Below are 19,103 nucleotides of genomic sequence, written 5' to 3'. Positions count from 1 at the left end.
ATTAATGTGATAACGGTGATACGGCGCCTGGCTTTACCGCAGGCGTCCGGGTCCGGCCGACAAAGATGCCCACCACGCCGCCAATCACCAGCGCGACGGCGATAATCATCAGCCCGTAATGATAACTATTGGTCAGATCCTTGATTTTCCCCAGCAGCGGCGGCAGGCCCAGGCCGGCGAAATTGGCGATGGCATTGATAAAGGCAATGGAGGCCGCCGCCGCCACCCCGGTCAGTTTCTCGGTGGTCACCGCCCAGAATATCGGCGTCAGGGCAAAGTTAAAGCCCACCGTCAATACCAGCAGAATATAGGCCAGCCACAGGTTGGCGGTAAAAATGGAGATGCCCAGCAGCAGCCCGGAGATGATCAGCGGTACGCCCAAATGCAGCGCGCGCTCTTTGGTTTTGTCCGAATGACGGCCGTTGAGATACATAAACAGGCAGGCGAAGACAAAGGGCACCGCCGCCAGCACGCTGATAACAAAATTGCTCTTGTCCGCCACCATGCTTTTTAATATCAAGGGCAGGAATAAGGTAATGCCGATGGAGCAAAACGCTTGCAGGAACCACACCAGGCTCAACAGCCACACCACTTTATTTTTCAGCGCGCTGCCCCAGGAATGGTCCTGGCCCACGACCGCGTCGGCGTTATCCGCCGCCAGGGTCGCCTTCAGCCAGCTTTTTTGCTCCGCACTCAGCCAGTGGGCTTTATCCGGGCTGTCGGAAAGGTAAAACAACACCATCACGCCCATCACAACCGCGGGGATGCCTTCAATAAAGAACAGCCAGCGCCATCCCTCGATACCGCCCAGGCCATGCAGACCCAGGAGACTGCCGGAAACCGGCAGGCCGATAATCGACGCCAGCACCGAACCCATATAAAAAAACGACATGGCCCTGGCCCGGTTGCTTTTCGGGAACCAGCAGGAAATATAATAAATAATACCGGGAGCAAAACCCGCCTCCGCCATCCCCAACAAGAAACGCATGACATACAGCTGGGTCGGGGTATGGATAAAGCCCATGCCGGTGCTGACCAGCCCCCAGGTTATCATGATGCGCGCAATCCATAATTTGGCGCCGACCTTCGTCATTAAAATATTGCTGGGCACTTCGAAGAGAATGTAGGAAATATAAAACATGCCCACGCCCAGCCCATACATGCTGGTGGTCAATCCCAGGTCGGCGTTCATTTGCAACGCCGCCACGGAAATATTGGTTTTATCCAGGTTGGAAATAAAATAGCACAAGATAATAAACGGGATTATTTTTAAATTCAGCTTGGCCAGGGTAGAGGTACTTAAATCGATATTCATATCATCACCTTTAGGCCACGCCCGGCCTGGGAGCACAGGACTCCTGACTGGGCGTGGTGAAGCAACGCGGGATGGTACTGCTTAATATTATGGCATTACTATAATGGCACTCATCTATAGCGGGTAATTACCACTCCGCCACCGCACCGTCAGGATAACGCCATACCGGATTACGCCATTCACCGGCGTTTTTACTGCGCTCAATCACCAGTTCCTCATTAATTTCCACGCCCAGACCCGGTTTATTTAATGGATAAAAATAACCGTCAGTCATTTTAAAGTCATCTTTATTAATCACATAATCCAGCAGTTCCGCACCCTGGTTATAATGAATACCCATGCTTTGTTCCTGCAAAACCGCGTTATAGGAAACAAAGTCCACCGCCAGACAGGACGCCAGGGCAATAGGGCCTAACGGGCAATGCGGCGCCAGCGTGACATCGTAAGCCTCCGCCATTGACGCGATTTTCAGGCATTCGGTAATGCCGCCCGCATGGGACAGGTCGGGCTGGGCAATCGCCAGGCCGCCGGCCGCCAGTACGCGTTTAAATTCAAAGCGCGAGAACATACGCTCGCCGGCGGCGATGGGGATCGAGGTTTGCGCCGCCAGGCGCGGATAGTACTCCGCCTGTTCCGCCAGCACCGGTTCTTCGATAAACAGCGGCCGGTAGGGCTCCAGCTCCTTGATCAGCAGCTTCGCCATTGGGGCGTTAACCCGCCCATGGAAGTCGAGGCCGAACTCGATATCATTACCCATGGCTTCACGCACCTGGGCCGCCACCGCCACCGCCGCATCCACCTTGCGTGAATTGTCGAGCAGGCCCATCTCTTCGCAGCCGTTCAGCTTAAAGGTATCAAAGCCAATCGCGGTGAGTTTTTTCATGCCCGCAATCACATCGGCCGGGCGATCGCCGCCGACCCAGCTATAGGCCTTGATGCGATCGCGCACCAGGCCGCCCAGCAGTTGATATACCGGTACGCCCAGCGCCTTGCCCTTGATATCCCACAACGCCTGATCGATGCCGGCGATGGCGCTCATCAAAATTGGCCCGCCGCGGTAAAAACCGGCGCGGTACATCGTCTGCCAAATATCGTTGATGCGCGCCGGATCCTGGCCGATGACATAATCCGCCAGTTCATGCACCGCGGCCTCGACGCTCTTGGCGCGGCCTTCAATTACCGGCTCGCCCCAGCCGACGATGCCCTCGTCTGTTTCGATTTTCAGGAACATCCAGCGCGGCGGCAGCCGGTAGGTGGTGAGTTTGGTGACTTTCATACTCTGTTTTCCTCTCAAGCCTGACTTTAATGACTCCAGCCTGCGGTGTGAAGCAGCGCTATCATGCCCATGATTGTAGCACCATCATTTTATATTGTACTACAATCTGGATCACACTTTAGGCAATCCAACGGCGGGAAAACGCCGGCGCCCGGGACTGAAAACGGCGTATTCTGGACGCCAGGCATAAAAAAGCCGGTCATATTCTGACCGGCGGGACGAAAAAGGTTTGCGGGCCGGGTGAAACCCTGCCCGGCGCCCAGGCGCGTTACAACACTGAAAGCCATCCGCCGTCGACATAGATGATCTGCCCGCTGACATAGTCGGACGCCGAAGAGGCCAGGTATATGGCGGTGCCGATCAGCTCTTCCGGTTTACCCCAGCGTTTGGACGGATTGCTGCTTTTAACCCAGGCGTCAAACTCCGCGTTGTTCACCAGATCGGTATTCATTTCGGTAATAAAATAGCCCGGGCCAATGCCGTTGGCCTGGATATTATACCCGGCCCACTCCGCCGCCATGGCGCGGGTCAGCATCTTGATGCCGCCTTTCGCCGCCGTATAGGGCGCAACGGTTGCGCGCGCGGCCTCGCTGGTCAATGAACAGATATTGATAATTTTACCGCCGCCGCCTTTGGCGATCATCCTGGATGCCGCCTCGCGGGATACGATAAATGCGCTGGTCAGGTTGGTGTCGATCACCCGCCGCCAGTCGGCAAGCTTCAGGTCGACCAGCGGCTGGCGATGCTGGATACCGGCATTGTTTATCAGGATATCCACGTGCGCGCCCTCGTCATCCAGCCGGGCGAATACCGCCGCCACCTGCTGCTCATCGGTGACGTCAAACGCCATACCGCGCACGGCCAGCCCTTGCCCGCGGAGCTCGGCCACCGCCGCCGCCAGGGTATCCTCATGCCGGCCGTTAAGGATCACGGCGGCCCCGGCCCCGGCCAGGCCCTTGGCATAGGCAAAACCCAGGCCGCGCGCCGATCCGGTGACCAGTGCGGTGCGCCCGGACAAATCAAATAAACCCGTCATGGTATTCCCCCCTTTCCGTTAAGCGTAACACAGCCTTGGTCGCTTCGCCGGGCGCACGGAAGAGCATCAAGCGGCTAGCCGCGCGCCGGACGGCGGGACTAGCGTGCCTGCGCCGCGGCCCGGTAAGCGGCGACAAAAGCCGCGGCCTGCTCCCGCGTGCGGCCGACCGGCTGGCCGGCGCGGTAAAGATCGCTACCCAGGCCCGCGCCGATACATCCGGCCTTCAGGTAGAGATGCAGATTTTCCGGCGTAATGCCGCCGACGGCGAATACCGGTATTTCCGGCGGCAGTACCGCTTTCAGCGCTTTAATATAATCCGGACCGAACGACACCGACGGGAAAATTTTCAGCGCCTGCGCACCGGCGTCCAGAGCGGTAAAAGCCTCGGTGGCGGTGGCGCACCCGGGACATACCGCCATGCCATGGCTTACGCCGCGGCGGATCACGTCAGGCTGGATATTGGGCGTGACCAGCAGCTTGCCGCCCAGCCATGCCAGCTCGTCCACCTGCGCGGGCTTCAGCACCGTGCCGCCGCCGATCAGCGCGCGGTCGCCAAACGCCTGCACCGTTTTGCCGATACTTTCCTGCCAGTTCGGCGAGTTCAAAGGGATTTCCACCGCGTCAAATCCCGCCGCCAGCAGCGCCTCGACATGCTCCAGCACTTCGCCGGGCGTAATACCGCGCAGGATGGCGATTAGGGGAAGTTTATCGTTCCAGTTCATTGACTATGCTCCTTATGCCGGCCTGGAATGACGCATCGCCATCCAGTAACCGGTCGTTAAGACCCGCATATTGCAGCGCCTGACGATAGCGGGCCGCAAGCGACGGATTGCCGATAATGGTAATGGTTTCACCGCCGCCGATGGCCCAGCCGCGCTGCATCTGCGCCACTTCATTGCCAATCAACAGGCCGGAGAGCCATTCGCTCACCGCGCTGGTATCCAGCTGGCCCAGCACGTGGGCGGCGCGGGTTTCGAACAGGCACCGCAGAATATGGCTTTCACGGAAGCCCTGCTCCATTCCCTGGCGGAAAATATCCGGGTTCGGCCGCTGTTCGCCGACGCCGACGCCCACCAGCGACTGCTTCATCAATAAATGGTGCAGTTCTCCGGTCATCACCGTGCGGAAATCATCGATCACGCCGTCATTGACGCGCACCCATTTACTGTGGGTGCCGGGCATCAGGTACAGGGCGCCGGGCTGGGAACAGTAGGCCCCGAGAAGCTGGGTCTCCTCGCCGCGCATCACGTTGCAGTTGCCGTCGCCGATAATGCTGATGCCGGGAATAATCCAGGCCTTCCGCGGCGCGGCCTGCGCCACCAGGGTCAGCCGTCCGGCCAGGTCGCCCAGCCGCGTGGGGCATGGCAGGTAGGGCACCGGCACCCAGCCGGCATTGCTGCCCACCATGCCGGCCATCACCACCGGCACATCGTGCTGCCGCCAGGGCGCCAGCACCTCATGGAATACCTGCTCCGCCGTGCGCGAGCCCAAACGGGTGACCCCGGCCTCGGACTGCTGGCTGCCGGCCAGTTCGCCGTCCAGGTACAGCCAGGCGCGTAAGTTTGTCGATCCCCAATCTATGGCGATATAACTGTTGCTCATGTTATGTCCTTCAGCCTTTTGGTCGAGCTGGCAATCATGGTGACCGCCGCCTGCTCCGCCGCCTCGCAATCCTGATGCCTGATGGCGTCGTATAAGTTTTTATGCTCTTGCAGCGTGCGCGGCATATTGCCTTCGTCCGCCATATAGGTGCGCTCGAACACCGCGCGTTGCAACGAGCTGATGGCCACGCCCAGCTGTTGCAGCACCGGATTATGCACCGCGCTCAGCACCGCCTGGTGGTAACGGATATCCGCCTCATTAAAGGCATCACGATCGTGACTGTTGGCAATCATCTCGTTCAGCGCCGTCTCGATAACCGCCAGTTCGCCGGAGGTGGCCCGCTCGGCCGCCCACCGCGCGATGGTCGGTTCCACCAGATGGCGCACCTCGGTCAGCGAGGCGATTAACCGCGGGTCATAATCCAGCGCCAGCACCCACTGCAAGACATCGGTATCCAGGTAATTCCACTTATTGCGCGCGCAAACGAAGGCGCCGCGATAACGAATAATCTCGATTAAATTCTTGGCCATCAGGGCGCGCAGCACTTCACGTATGATATTGCGCGAGGTTTCGAACTCCTCGCACAAATCCGCTTCCGACGGCAGTCCCGTTCCGGGGATATACTTACCGCTGACGATCTGCTGGCCCATTTCATGGATGATGCGATCGGTTTTGCTGAGAGCCTGACGGTCCATAACATTTCCCACAAAGTGATAAAAATAAGGCCACTTTATCATTTAATGGTTTTATGTCGCGGCACTGCTGCACAATTTTGCTTTAAGCGCTAAGAACCTGTGAACTATTGTAGCACCATATTTTTATATTGTACTACAATCTGGATCACGTTTTAGACATGCCATGGGCGGCGAACGCCACGCGCATGGCCGGAAGATGGAAAAGCGGGGAGGATACACTGCTACGGTAAACCGCCAATGCCGCGCGGGCTACTTCCCGTCGTCGAACAGGCGATCGTAGACATGCTGCAGATGCAATTCCATGCACAGCCTGGCACGCGCGGCGTCGCGCTCGATAATCGCCTGGGCGATATCATTGTGATCGCGATTCATGGACAACGGAAAATCGTTATCGGCATAATGGCTTTCCAGCCGGACAAAACGCGAGCTTTTACGTTTGTTCCACAGATATTCCATCATATCGCGCAGCACTTCATTGCCGGTCATTTCACTGATCAGCACATGAAAACGCTTATCCTCGCGCAGGAATTTTTCATCGTTGACATGCAGCTGGGTTAAATCGTGGGTCACTTCCCGCAATTCGGCGCGTTGGTCATCGGTGCCGTTGCGCGCGGCCAGTTCCGCCATCGTTGACTCGAAGATTTGCCGCGCCTTGATCAGGGATTTCAGGCTGAACTCTTCATCGGCGTGGGGCTGGGAGAGTTTGGGCAAGGGATCGGCGACAAAAACGCCGTTGCCGGTGCGGATTTCCACCCAGCCGGTAATTTCCAGCGCAATCAGCGCCTCGCGGATGGAAGAACGGCTGACGCCGAGCTGTTTCGCCAGTTCCCGCTCGGCGGGAATCATTTCGCCTGGCTTGAACTGACCGGTATTGATACACCCGATCAGTAAATTGGAAATCTGCCGGTAAAGACGTTCAACTTTAAGCGTAGGTAATTCCATATTGCCTCCAGCGCAAAACCCGTATCGCCGGCACGTCAGCCGTTAAATTGGCGAGAGCTTAACACAGCGGCCGGGACGGCAAAAAAAATTAATCGCCGCGGATCTCTGCGCTTAAGACGATTAATGAGATCTGCATCACGGAAATCAACCAAATGTTAAGGAATAGTAGCCAGGTCCAGTGGCCTGACCACCAGACCTTCAGTCCTTTTCCCTGTAACCATCGTGAAGTGATTCTCTTACAGGGTCAATAAGACAACAAAAAAATCGCTGTGAGGATCCTTGTATGCCCACCATTGCCCTTGATCAATTGCAGCCGCTGCAAAAAACGGCCCGGATCAAAAAGATCCAAACGGTCTCGCTGATTTTATTATTTATCGCCGGGATCATTAACTTTCTCGATCGCGGCTCGCTGTCCGTCGCCAACCAGGCGATCCGCGGCGATCTGGGATTATCCGCCACCGAATTCGGCGTCTTGCTGTCGGCCTTTTCGTTATCCTACGGCATAGCCCAATTGCCCAGCGGTATCCTGCTCGACCGCTTTGGCCCGCGCATCGTGCTTGGCGGCGGCCTGTTCTTCTGGTCGCTGATGCAGGCGCTGGCCGGTTCGGTGAATTCATTTTCCCATTTTATTATGCTGCGCATCGGCCTTGGCATCGGCGAAGCGCCGTTTATGCCCAGCGGTGTAAAGGTGATCGGCGACTGGTTCCATCCCAGGGAACGCGGCGTGCCGGTGGGCATATTCAATTCCTCCACCACCCTCGGGCAAGCTTTTGCCCCGCCGATCCTGGTTGCGCTCCTGCTGGCGTTCGGCTGGCGCACCATGTTTGTGATGATTGGCGTCGCCGGCATTGTCATCGCGTTATGCTGGTGCGTCTGGTATCGCAACCGTGAGCGCTTTCCGCTTACCGCCGAGGAGCAGCAATACCTGGATGCTTCCGCCACGCCGCGCAACGTCACCCGCCTGTCCTTCGGCGAATGGGGCGCGCTGTTTAAACGCCGCACGGTATGGGGCATGATCCTGGGTTTCAGCGGCGTGAACTATACCGGCTGGCTGTATTTGTCCTGGCTGCCGGGCTACCTGCAGGCCGAACGCGGGCTAAGCCTGGCCAATACCGGCTGGGTGGCGGCAATCCCCTTCCTGTTCGGCTCCATCGGCATGCTGGTCAACGGCGTGGTGGCCGACCGGCTGGCCAAGAAAGGCTATTCCCTGATTAAAAGCCGCAAGACGCTGATCTGCTTTGGCCTGGTGTGCTCCGCCGCCTGCACCCTGCTGGTGGTACAATCCACGTCCACCACCATGGCGGTGGCCTTTATCAGCCTGGCGCTGTTTTTTATCCATTTCGCCGGTACCTCCGCCTGGGGGCTGGTGCAGGTCATGGCGCCCTCGCGCATGGTGGCGTCGGTAAGCAGCATCCAGAACTTCGGCAGCTTTATCTGCGCCTCTTTTGCGCCAATTGTGACCGGCTGGGTGGTAGATACCACCCACTCGTTTAATCTGGCCTTGATTATTTGTTCATGCGTCACTTTCGCCGGCGCGTTATCTTATTTCTTTATCGTCAAAAATCCGATTGAAGAACAATCCGCTGCGTAGCCCTTTGCGGCTCAAAGCCCGGCTACGCACCGCTACGTTAAACAGCAAGGAGTGAATTATGGAACATACATGGCGCTGGTACGGCCCTAACGATCCGGTATCGCTGGACGACGCCCGCCAGGCGGGAGCCACCGGTATCGTTACCGCCCTGCACCATATTCCCAACGGCGAAATCTGGACCGTCGAGGAAATCAAGAAACGCCAGGCCATCCTGGCGGAAAAAGGACTGGTATGGTCGGTGGTGGAAAGCGTCCCGGTGCATGAGGATATCAAGACCCACACCGGCAATTACCGCCAGTATATCGCCAATTACCAGCAGTCCCTGCGCAACCTGGGCGCCTGCGGCATCGACACCGTTTGCTACAACTTTATGCCGATACTGGACTGGACCCGCACCGATCTGGCCTACCCGATGCCCGACGGATCCCGGGCGCTGCGCTTCGACGCTATCGCCTTCGCGGCATTTGAACTGCATATCCTCAAGCGTCCGGGCGCCAAAGAGGACTATAACGCCGATGAGCAGCGCCAGGCAGCGGAGTATTTTGCCGCCATGAGCCAGGAACAAATCGACCAGCTGACCGCCAATATCATCGCCGGCCTGCCGGGCGCCGAGGAAGGCTACACGCTGGAACAGTTCCTGGCGCAGCTGGCGCGCTACGACGGCATCGATAAAGCCAAACTGCGCGAACATATGGCCGAATTCCTCAAGGCCATCGTGCCGGCGGCGCAGGAATCCGGCATCGTGATGGCGGTACACCCGGACGATCCGCCGCGTCCGATCCTCGGCCTGCCGCGCATTGTCTCCACCATCGAGGATATGCAATGGCTGAAAGAGACCGTCGACAGCATCAATAACGGCTTTTGCATGTGCACCGGTTCCTACGGCGTGCGCGCCGATAACGATCTGGTTAAGATGGCCGAAACCTTTGCCGACCGCATCCATTTTGCCCACCTGCGCGCCACCCGCCGGGAGGAAAACCCGAAAAGCTTCCACGAGGCCGATCACCTGGACGGCGACGTGGATATGGTAGGCGTGGTTAAAGTCATCCTGGCCGAAGAGCAGCGCCGGCGCAAACAGGGCAATACCCGCGCCATTCCCATGCGCCCGGACCATGGCCACCAGATGCTGGATGATTTAAAGAAAAAAACCAATCCCGGTTATTCGGCTATCGGACGGCTGCGCGGATTGGCGGAAGTGCGTGGCGTCGAGCTGGCGCTTAAGCAGACTTTTTTTAACGACTAAGGCGTATCACCGCTGAATGCCGCCCGTTCCCGACCGGGGGCGGGCGCTCTCCGTTCCACACGCCTCACGCGTCCAGCACGAGCTGGCGAATGGCCACCGCCACGCCGTCTTCCCAATTGGTTTTAGTGACAAACTGGCTGGCCGCCTTGATCTCGTCGATGGCATTGCCCATGGCGACGCCGGTGCCGGCGTAGTTAATCATCGCCAGGTCGTTGGCCTGATCGCCAATGGTCATGACCTCGTCCGCCGTCAGGTGCAGATGCTCCGCCAGCGCTTTAACGCCCTCGCCTTTATTAGCCTGTTTATTCAGCAATTCCAGATAGTATTCGGCACTTTTCATAATGGTGTAGCGCTCATACGCCTGCGCGGGAATGTGGCTAATCGCACGATCCAGGATGGCCGGCGGGTCAATCATCATCACCTTCGGAAAGCGCATAGCGGGGTCCATTTCATCCACGCGGCGGAATTTAAACGGCATACCGGTTAGATAGGCTTCATGAACGGTATAAGGGCTGATATCCCGATTAGCGGTATAGAGGGTATCGAAGTCCAGCGCGTGAAAATGGACGTTCAGTTGTCGCGACAGCGCCTCCAGATAGCGGTAATCGTTGATATCGAGCGTGGTCTGCGATATGCATTCACCGTTTACCGTTTTCTGCACCAGGGCGCCGTTATTGGTGATGCAGTATTGTCCTTCGCCAAGCAGATTTAACTCCAGCAGATAGCGCTGCACCCCGATAAAAGGCCGGCCGGTGGCCAGCGCCACATAAACGCCTTTCTTTCGCGCCGCGTCTATGGCCTGCCTGACCGCCGGGGTGATCTCATGCTGCGGGTTCAGCAGCGTCCCGTCCATATCAATTGCTATCAGTTTTATCGCCATCTTATCCTCGTTATATAATATCATCACGACCTGAACACCGCCGTGGCGTACCGCTTTCAGATTAGCGCGCTAACGATATAATAATAGCTCAATTTGATGTTATAAAAATAGCAATTTATCACGCCGAATGCTGCGGGTTAAAGAATTCTCCGGCGCGTGGCATCTATATTCGGGGGTTCATTGCCGTGGATCTTTGATTGCTCGCATATCCTAACGCCCATTTGCGGCTATTCATTGCGACAGAATGGCTTTTTAATATTACCTCGATATCTTTGCGTTGGTTTTTTACCGCCAACCCTAAGGCTGTAAAGCCATTTTTTTCGGCGATATGTATATCAATTTCCTCACAGTCTAATAAATTCAACACCATTTTTGTTTCTCCCTTAACCACAGCCTGCATCAGGGCGGTAACGCCGAAGTTATTTTTACAATTTATAATAACATCAAGTTTATCCTTCACATAATCGTACGCATTATCGTCATTATGGCAGACGGCGGCATGAAGAAAGGTATTGCCATTTTTATCTTTATTAAGAGGATTTACCTTTCCATTAATGAAATACCATTTATACAACGCAAAAATATTTTCTTCCATAAAATCATTTAAAACACTGTAACGATCGCCGCACCAGTCTAAACAAAAATTATTGAGCAGCAATTCCGACGGTGTATTGATAATAGCAAAGCGGAGTAGATCGTCGTCTAAAACGCCTTGAACCTTTTCCGAACACAATGCCACCAAGGTTAACGGCCCTCTAAAGACACTTTCGTACTCCACCCAAAAAAAACCATTAAATGATTTTACAATAATTCTACCAAAAATAAGAACATGCTTAATATGAAATACAATCTCTTTATTATTTTCCGCCGCCAATGCTTCCGCTAAAGCGCCATAAATAGCATCGGCATCCTTAAGTAAGAAGGGCCGATTGTTATCCACATTGCGCGCCAGGACCGTGTTGAGATCGACCGGCGGGCTCGATAATTGCGCAAATTTTTCCACCGCCTGATGACCGCACTCGCTAAAATACCGCATCCCGTCGATGTCCAGGTGATGCCCCGGCTCATTAAGGATCTTCTCTATCCTATGGCGTATCATGTTGCCAATGTCTTTAATAACACTGACAATATCTACTGCCCGGTTAAGTTGTTCAAGCAAAGGCAAGAAATAAGGCTCCGTCTCGGATAGTATATACTTGCCGACAGTGTTATTTTTATATAAATATTGATATAACCAATTAGCTTTTGTCAAATGACCTTTGTACGCATTAATGTATTGCTTCCTTTTGCCATCATCAAAATATTGATGATGGCATGCGACATGTTGTGCCAGCATGGCGTTAATGATGTCGCACCTTCTGGTGTATACATGCCCGCTAACCGCTTTAAAGCCATCAATCGCCGAATCCGCAAGTAAGATGGCGGTCAAAACTTCCCCTACGTTTTTTTTCAAACTTTTGAAAATATCGCCAAACGAGTCTTTAATATGAACGTTTGCAATAGAAAAACAATTGGAATTTAACTGTCTAAAACTATGCAAACATTGGTTAAGATTGATGTACAGAAGCCTTTTTGATTCAGCACTGAAATTTTCATAATGATTTAATTTTTCGCAAAAACTGATGATATCTGTACGGAATTGATCATGGCACTCCAGAAGTTCCGCAATAGCGATTAAATCATTCTCTGTTTGCTTAATATAGTGTTTGAACGCGTCGCTCTTTTCAAAATGCTCATAACTGCCGTATTTTTCCGCCGTATAAGTTATTCTTTCCATCGGGTGATTCTGTTCCAGGGCTGAGTGTTCAGAGGCGGAAGGGGGGTAATAAACAGACGCTGTTATAACCTGCATAAGCTCTCCTGATGAGACATTTTAAATTAAACGGAAACGAAACAAATGATGCATTTTTAATTAATTTGACACGGTTAGACTGGTTGGAGATAAACGCAGATCTTACCCGTTTCATTATGATGTGCGTTACTAATAGTAAATACAAGATGTGATAGAACCCCAGATTGTTTCTTTTAAGGTTGTTGTTATATTATTTATTCTTTAATGCCCAGACAAAAAACAACCGCAGCATATAACGGATGCCAAAAAAAACCCGTGCAGCCAAAGGCGCACGGGCATTTTATCTTTAGCATAATATCAGATATCGATATTGGCCGCCTTCAGGGCATTCTCTTCAATAAAGGCGCGGCGTGGTTCCACCGCGTCGCCCATCAGCGTGGTAAACAGCAGGTCGGCGGCAATGGCGTCCTTGACCGTGACACGCAGCATACGGCGGCTTTCCGGGTCCATGGTGGTCTCCCACAATTGCTCCGGGTTCATTTCCCCCAGGCCTTTATAGCGCTGGATAGCCAGCCCGCGACGGGATTCCTTCACCAGCCACTCCAGCGCCTGCTCAAAGGTGGTCACCGTCAAACGGCGTTCGCCGCGTTCCACAAAGGCGTCTTCTTCCACCAGGCCGCGCAGTTTTTCACCCAGGGTGCAGAGCTTGCGGTATTCGCCGCCATGGACAAATTCAAAATCAAGCACATAGTCGGTATCGACGCCATGGGTACGGATGCGCAGCACCGCCTCATACTGCTGACGCTCGCGGTTTTCACGAACTTCAAAACTGTAGTTGCTACCGTGCTTTTCGTTCTGGTTCAAATCCGCCACCAGCGCGGCAATCCAGGCGGTCACGCGGTCCCGGTCGGCCAGATCCGCTTCATTGAGCGAAGGCTGGTAAATCAGGTGATTGAGCAGCGCGCGCGGGTAGCGGCGTTCCATGCGGCCAATCATTTTCTGTACCGCATAGTGTTCGGCCACCAGGCTTTCCAGCGGCGCGCCGGCCAGCGACGGAGCGTGCTCGTTGGTATGCAGGGCCGCGCCGTCCATCGCCAGGGCAATCTGGTATTGGTCCATGGCGTCATCGTCCTTGATGTACTGTTCCTGCTTGCCTTTTTTCACCTTATACAACGGCGGCTGGGCAATGAACACATGGCCGCGCTCGATGATTTCCGGCATCTGACGATAGAAGAACGTCAGCAGCAGGGTACGGATATGGGAACCGTCGACGTCGGCATCGGTCATAATGATGATATTGTGATAGCGCAGTTTATCGGGATTATATTCATCCCGGCCGATGCCGCAGCCCAGCGCGGTAATCAGCGTGGCCACCTCCTGGGAGGAGAGCATCTTGTCAAAGCGCGCTTTCTCGACGTTGAGGATCTTGCCCTTCAGCGGCAAAATCGCCTGGTTTTTACGGTTACGGCCCTGCTTGGCGGATCCGCCGGCCGAGTCCCCTTCCACCAGGTACAGTTCTGATAAGGCCGGATCGCGTTCCTGGCAATCCGCCAGCTTGCCCGGCAGGCCCGCCAGGTCCAGCGCGCCTTTGCGGCGGGTCATTTCACGCGCTTTGCGGGCTGCTTCACGGGCGCGCGCGGCGTCAATGATCTTGCCCACCACGATTTTGGCGTCGGTGGGGTTTTCCAGCAAATAGGCCACCAGACGCTCGTTCATCTGGGTTTCCACCGCGGTTTTCACTTCCGACGACACCAGTTTGTCCTTGGTCTGGGAAGAGAACTTAGGATCGGGCACTTTCACCGATACCACGGCAATCAGGCCTTCGCGGGCGTCGTCGCCGGTGGCGCTGACCTTGGCCTTTTTGCTGTAGCCTTCTTTATCCATGTACGAATTCAGGGTACGGGTCATGGCGGCGCGAAAGCCGACCAGATGGGTACCGCCGTCACGCTGCGGGATATTGTTGGTGAAGCAATAAATGTTTTCCTGGAAACCATCGTTCCACTGCAGCGCGATTTCCACGCCGATACCGTCTTTTTCCGTGGAGAAATAAAACACGGTGGGATGGATCGGGTTTTTATTCTTGCTCAGGTATTCCACAAACGCCTTGATGCCGCCCTGGTAGTGGAAGTGATCTTCTTTATCGTTACGCTTGTCCTTCAGGCGGATGGACACGCCGGAATTCAGGAAGGACAGTTCGCGCAGGCGCTTGGCCAGGATTTCATATTGAAATTCTACGTTATTGGTAAAGGTGGCGAAGCTCGGCCAGAAGCGGATGGTGGTGCCGGTCTGGTCGGTTTCACCGACCACCGCCAGCGGCGCCTGCGGAATCCCGCCCAGGTAGGTCTGCTCATGGACGCGGCCTTCGCGCCGCACCACCAGTTCCAGCTTTTCCGACAGGGCGTTGACGACGGAAATACCCACGCCGTGCAATCCACCCGACACTTTATACGAGTTATCATCGAACTTACCGCCGGCATGCAGTACGGTCATGATCACTTCTGCGGCGGAAATGCCTTCTTCTTCATGGATGCCGGTGGGGATCCCACGCCCGTCATCCTGGACCGATACGGAGTTATCTTCGTGGATTGTAACCACGATTTCTTTACAATGGCCGGCGAGGGCTTCGTCAATTGAGTTATCCACAACCTCGAATACCATATGGTGCAGACCGGTGCCGTCATCCGTATCACCGATGTACATCCCTGGGCGTTTACGCACCGCGTCCAGTCCTTTGAGTACTTTGATACTTGAGGAGTCATAAGAATTCGACATCAACGTTTCTCGCTCATTTTAAACTTCGGATTGAATACGTATTTTACCTTGTTCCACCTGGAACATCCTGCCCTTTTCGTCCGTAATATCACGGATTTGTTCAGCGCTCAGCGCGCTGACAAACACCTGTGCCCGGGTGGCTTTCAGGCGCTCCGCCAGTAACCGGCGCCGGCCGGTATCCAGCTCGGAAGCGAAGTCGTCTATCAGGTAGAGACACCGCCGCCCGCTCTGGCGGGTGAGAAATTCGCCCTGCGCCAAACGCAGGGCGCACATCAATAATTTAAGCTGCCCGCGCGAGAGGATATCCTCCACCGGCACCCCGTCGGCGCGAATGCGAAAGTCCGCTTTATGCGGGCCGGATGCAGTATAGGTCAAGGCCCGATCGCGCTCAAACTGACGCTCCAGCAGCTCGCCGTAATCGCTCTCGCGATCCCATCCGCGCTGGAAGCTGAAATCCAGCTGGAACTCCGGCAAAAACTGGGCGCAGGTGGCGGTGATATCCACCGCTATCGCCGCGCTGTAGTCGGCGCGCCATTGGCTAATCCTGGCGGTCAGGGGCACCAGTTCCTGATCCCAGGCGCGCAGCTGCGCGTACCGGCTGACCTGGCGCAGCGCCGCATTCCGCTGCCGGAGCAGGCGCTTGAGGTTGCTCCAGGCATTGAAAAAATCGGGATCGTGATGAAAGCACCCCCAGTCCATAAAGGCGCGACGGTATTTCGGCCCCCCGTTAAGCAGGGTGAATCCTTCGGGAGTAATCAGCTGCATCGGCAGCAGTTGGGCCAGTTCGGCGATTTTATGGCCGTCGCTGCCGTCGATGCGCACCCGGCTATCGCCCTGGCGGCTTTTACTTAAGCCCACCGAGGATTGGCGGTCGTCCGCCGTATTGCCGTCAATGCGGCCATGGAGGGTAAATTCCGGCTGCTCATGGCGGATAACGCGCCCGATCTGCAAACTGCGGAACGCCCGGCCGTGCCCGAGGGTGTAAATGGCTTCCAGCACGCTGGTCTTCCCGCTGCCGTTGGCGCCGACCAGAAAATTAAAATCGGCCGCCAGGGCCAGATCGGCGGACTCGATATTACGAAAATCACGGATAAGCAGGCGGGACAAGGCCATTTAACACACTACCTTACCACATCTCTAGAGACGCATCGGCATAACAACATATGCTGCCGCCTGGCTGGCGCAGTCTTCGATCTGCACGCTGGACACCCCATCGGTAAGCAATAAACGGACGTTTTCGCTTTTCAGGGCGTTAAGCACATCCAGTACGTAGCTGACGTTAAAACCAATTTCCATCTCGGTTCCCTGGTAAACAACGTCCAGGATTTCCTCGGCTTCTTCCTGTTCGGGATTGTTGGCGGTAATTTTCAGCTGATCGGTGCTGAGGTACAGCCGCACGCCGCGGAATTTTTCGTTGGAGAGAATGGCGGCGCGGGCGAAGGCCTGCTTAAGCACATCGCAGCCCGCTTCCAGGGTTTTATCGGGATTTTTCGGCAATACGCGGCGATAATCCGGGAAGCGTCCGTCAACCAGCTTGGAGGTAAAAATATAATCACCGACGCTGGCGCGAATATTGTTGGTGCCTATCTGCAGTTTCAGCGGCGTTTCGCCGCCGTCCAGCATCCTGACCAGCTCCATGACCCCTTTACGCGGCACGATCACCGAATGGGTGGGCAATTGCTGGCCGACCGGCATCGAACACACCGCCAGACGATGGCCGTCGGTGGCCACGGTACGCAACTCTTCGCCTTCGGTTTCAAACAGCATGCCGTTGAGGTAATAGCGCACATCCTGATGGGCCATGGAAAACTGAGTCGATTCAATCAGGCGCTTAAGCGTGGACTGGGGCAGGGTGAATTCGACATCGCTCTGCCAGTCGTCCAGATTGGGAAAATCGGTCGCCGGCAGGGTCGACAGCGAAAAACGGCTGCGCCCGGAGCGGATCAACATGCGATCGCTTTCCAATATCACCGTGATCTCCGCCCCATCGGGCAGGCCGCGGCAGATATCAAAAAATTTCCGCGCCGGCACGGTGGTCGCCCCCGGCTCATGGGGCTGGGACAGGGCCACTTTCGCCACCATCTCCATTTCCAGGTCGGTGCCGGTCAGCAACAGACTGTCTTCGGCGACCTGCAATAACAAATTGCCCAGGATCGGCAGGGTGGGACGGCCGCCCAGCGGGCTGCTGACCTGTTGCAGTGGTTTAAGCAGATGCTCTCGTTCAACGATAAATTTCATAGTTTAGGAAGATAATGTTCTGATTAAGTTGGAGTAATCTTCTTTGATATCGTGGCTCTCTTCACGCAGCTGCTCGATTTTCCGGCAGGCATGCAGCACCGTCGTATGATCGCGTCCGCCGAACGCGTCGCCGATTTCCGGCAGGCTATGGTTGGTCAGCTCTTTCGACAGCGCCATCGCCATCTGCCGCGGACGCGCCACGGAGCGGGATCGCCGCTTCGACAGCAGATCGGCCACCTTGATTTTATAATATTCCGCCACGGTTTTCTGGATATTATCGATGGTGACCAGTTTTTCCTGCAGCGCCAGCAGATCGCGCAGCGCCTCGCGCACAAAATCGATGGTAATGGCGCGGCCGGTAAAGTTGGCGTTGGCGATTACCCGGTTCAGCGCGCCCTCCAGCTCACGCACATTGGAGCGTAGCCGTTTGGCGATAAAAAAAGCCACTTCCCCCGGCAGGCGGATATCGTTCTCGTCGGCTTTTTTCATCAGGATCGCCACGCGGGTCTCCAGCTCCGGCGGTTCGATCGCGACCGTCAGACCCCAACCGAAACGTGATTTCAGACGATCCTCCACCCCGTTGATCTCCTTGGGATAACGATCGGAGGTCAGGATGATTTGCTGATTACCTTCCAAAAGCGCATTAAAGGTATGGAAAAACTCTTCCTGCGAACGCTCTTTATTGGCAAAAAACTGGATATCATCGATCAGCAGGGCGTCGACGGAGCGATAGTAGCGTTTAAATTCTTCAATGGCGTTGTTCTGCAGGGCCTTCACCATATCCTGCACAAAACGCTCGGAATGCATATACACCACCCGGGCATTGGCCTTACGCGCCATGATGCCGTTGCCCACCGCCTGCAGCAGATGGGTCTTGCCCAGGCCGGTACCGCCGTACAAAAACAGCGGGTTATAAGCGCCGCCGGGATTGTCCGCCACCTGCCGCGCCGCCGCGCGCGCCAGCTGGTTGGATTTACCCTCGACGAAATTATCAAAATTATGTTTCGGATTTAAATTTGAACGGTAGGACAATTCAGGCTGCACCGGCGAGCTGTCCCAGCTTGGCCGCGCGGGCCTGGGACGGGACGCCTGCACCGGCGCCTCGCTGGCATGGTTGACCGGCTGCTGATGGGCGACCACCACCGATAACGGCGGCTTGCTGCCGACTTCAAAACGCAGCAAAGGCGCATCGGTGCCGCAAAAATCGTTTAACAACCCATTGATATTATTCAGATATTTATCGCGCACCCAATCCAGGACAAAACGATTCGGAGCATATAGCGCCAGCGTGTTGTCGTTGAGCTCCGCCTGCAAAGGGCGAATCCACATACTGAATTCTGTGGCAGGTAATTCATCCTGTAGTCGGGCAAGGCATTGCTGCCAAAGCGAAAGTGACACGGCGGACTCCAATCGAACAAGATCAACAAAAGAAAAGAAACACAACTGTATGATTCAGGATCATCTTTTTGACACCGGCTACCGCGATGGCAGCCCGCGAACCGCCTTTAACGGTTTACCGCGACGAAATCCCCGGAGGATCCCCGTCAGGGACTGCGGATCATAACGCAAAGCGCGTCCAAGATCCTCCTCTTCTACACAGTTTTGATCCTTTTTATCCACAGGCTCCCAGGGGCGCGAAAGAGTGTAACCGATTCTCCATTCGCTGGATAAAATGTAACTCTTATATCAGTGAAATTAAGCATAGTCTGATTTCCGACCAC

The 19,103-nt window shown here is 55.4% G+C and carries 15 protein-coding genes; 2 read left to right on the top strand and 13 right to left on the bottom strand.

The genetic code is table 11. From position 1 onward, the window contains the following. Position 1: 1 nt before the first annotated feature. The 7 genes from ACL2XG_RS16680 to ACL2XG_RS16650 all read right to left on the bottom strand — a co-directional run bounded on the left by ACL2XG_RS16680 (position 2) and on the right by ACL2XG_RS16650 (position 6,866). On the bottom strand, positions 2-1,315 hold the full coding sequence (locus ACL2XG_RS16680; RefSeq protein ID WP_410012948.1) for an MFS transporter: 1,314 nt from the start codon (positions 1,313-1,315) through the stop codon (positions 2-4). A gap of 127 nt (positions 1,316-1,442) precedes the next feature. After that, positions 1,443-2,591, bottom strand: a complete 1,149-nt coding sequence (dgoD, locus tag ACL2XG_RS16675) for a galactonate dehydratase (RefSeq protein WP_410012947.1) — start codon at positions 2,589-2,591, stop codon at positions 1,443-1,445. A gap of 268 nt (positions 2,592-2,859) precedes the next feature. Continuing rightward, positions 2,860-3,627, bottom strand: a complete 768-nt coding sequence (locus ACL2XG_RS16670) for an SDR family oxidoreductase (protein WP_413721710.1) — start codon at positions 3,625-3,627, stop codon at positions 2,860-2,862. A 98-nt stretch (positions 3,628-3,725) separates the two neighbouring features. Next, the gene (locus tag ACL2XG_RS16665) at positions 3,726-4,349 is read right to left on the bottom strand and encodes a 2-dehydro-3-deoxy-6-phosphogalactonate aldolase (protein ID WP_410012945.1); all 624 of its coding nucleotides are present in this window, start codon (positions 4,347-4,349) and stop codon (positions 3,726-3,728) included. Further along, a complete protein-coding gene (locus ACL2XG_RS16660) occupies positions 4,333-5,229 on the bottom strand; it encodes a 2-dehydro-3-deoxygalactonokinase (protein ID WP_410012944.1) in 897 nt (298 codons plus the stop codon). The genes ACL2XG_RS16665 and ACL2XG_RS16660 overlap by 17 nt, the downstream gene beginning before the upstream one ends. Then, the gene (locus ACL2XG_RS16655; RefSeq protein ID WP_410012943.1) at positions 5,226-5,924 is read right to left on the bottom strand and encodes a FadR/GntR family transcriptional regulator; all 699 of its coding nucleotides are present in this window, start codon (positions 5,922-5,924) and stop codon (positions 5,226-5,228) included. The genes ACL2XG_RS16660 and ACL2XG_RS16655 overlap by 4 nt, the downstream gene beginning before the upstream one ends. Positions 5,925-6,173: 249 nt before the next feature. Then, positions 6,174-6,866, bottom strand: coding sequence for a FadR/GntR family transcriptional regulator (locus ACL2XG_RS16650; RefSeq protein ID WP_410012942.1), 693 nt, complete (start codon positions 6,864-6,866; stop codon positions 6,174-6,176). Positions 6,867-7,149: 283 nt separating this feature from the next. Here ACL2XG_RS16650 and ACL2XG_RS16645 point away from each other — a divergent pair, with 283 nt between their 5' ends. Continuing rightward, the gene (locus tag ACL2XG_RS16645) at positions 7,150-8,457 is read left to right on the top strand and encodes an MFS transporter (RefSeq protein WP_410012941.1); all 1,308 of its coding nucleotides are present in this window, start codon (positions 7,150-7,152) and stop codon (positions 8,455-8,457) included. Positions 8,458-8,515: 58 nt separating this feature from the next. After that, the gene (uxuA, locus tag ACL2XG_RS16640; RefSeq protein WP_413721711.1) at positions 8,516-9,700 is read left to right on the top strand and encodes a mannonate dehydratase; all 1,185 of its coding nucleotides are present in this window, start codon (positions 8,516-8,518) and stop codon (positions 9,698-9,700) included. A 64-nt stretch (positions 9,701-9,764) separates the two neighbouring features. Here the strand turns inward: uxuA and yidA are convergent, their stop codons facing one another. The 6 genes from yidA to dnaA form a co-directional block, all read right to left on the bottom strand. Continuing rightward, positions 9,765-10,580, bottom strand: coding sequence for a sugar-phosphatase (yidA, locus tag ACL2XG_RS16635; RefSeq protein WP_413723517.1), 816 nt, complete (start codon positions 10,578-10,580; stop codon positions 9,765-9,767). A 163-nt stretch (positions 10,581-10,743) separates the two neighbouring features. Then, positions 10,744-12,432, bottom strand: a complete 1,689-nt coding sequence (locus ACL2XG_RS16630) for an ankyrin repeat domain-containing protein (RefSeq protein ID WP_413721712.1) — start codon at positions 12,430-12,432, stop codon at positions 10,744-10,746. A 297-nt stretch (positions 12,433-12,729) separates the two neighbouring features. Then, positions 12,730-15,144, bottom strand: coding sequence for a DNA topoisomerase (ATP-hydrolyzing) subunit B (gyrB, locus tag ACL2XG_RS16625; protein ID WP_410012937.1), 2,415 nt, complete (start codon positions 15,142-15,144; stop codon positions 12,730-12,732). 18 nt (positions 15,145-15,162) lie between these two features. After that, positions 15,163-16,257 (bottom strand): DNA replication/repair protein RecF, encoded by a 1,095-nt coding sequence (gene recF, locus ACL2XG_RS16620; protein WP_410012936.1) that lies wholly within the window; start codon positions 16,255-16,257, stop codon positions 15,163-15,165. A 24-nt stretch (positions 16,258-16,281) separates the two neighbouring features. Next, positions 16,282-17,382 (bottom strand): DNA polymerase III subunit beta, encoded by a 1,101-nt coding sequence (dnaN, locus tag ACL2XG_RS16615; RefSeq protein WP_410012935.1) that lies wholly within the window; start codon positions 17,380-17,382, stop codon positions 16,282-16,284. A gap of 3 nt (positions 17,383-17,385) precedes the next feature. Continuing rightward, complete coding sequence (gene dnaA, locus ACL2XG_RS16610) at positions 17,386-18,780, bottom strand: chromosomal replication initiator protein DnaA (protein WP_413721713.1); 1,395 nt, start codon at positions 18,778-18,780, stop codon at positions 17,386-17,388. Positions 18,781-19,103: the final 323 nt, after the last annotated feature.

Origin of the sequence: Sodalis sp. RH24, from assembly GCF_047324145.1 — a bacterium.
GTDB lineage: Bacteria > Pseudomonadota > Gammaproteobacteria > Enterobacterales > Enterobacteriaceae > Acerihabitans.
Note: the sequence above shows the minus strand (reverse complement) of the source record. Positions and strands in the feature narration are given on the sequence as shown.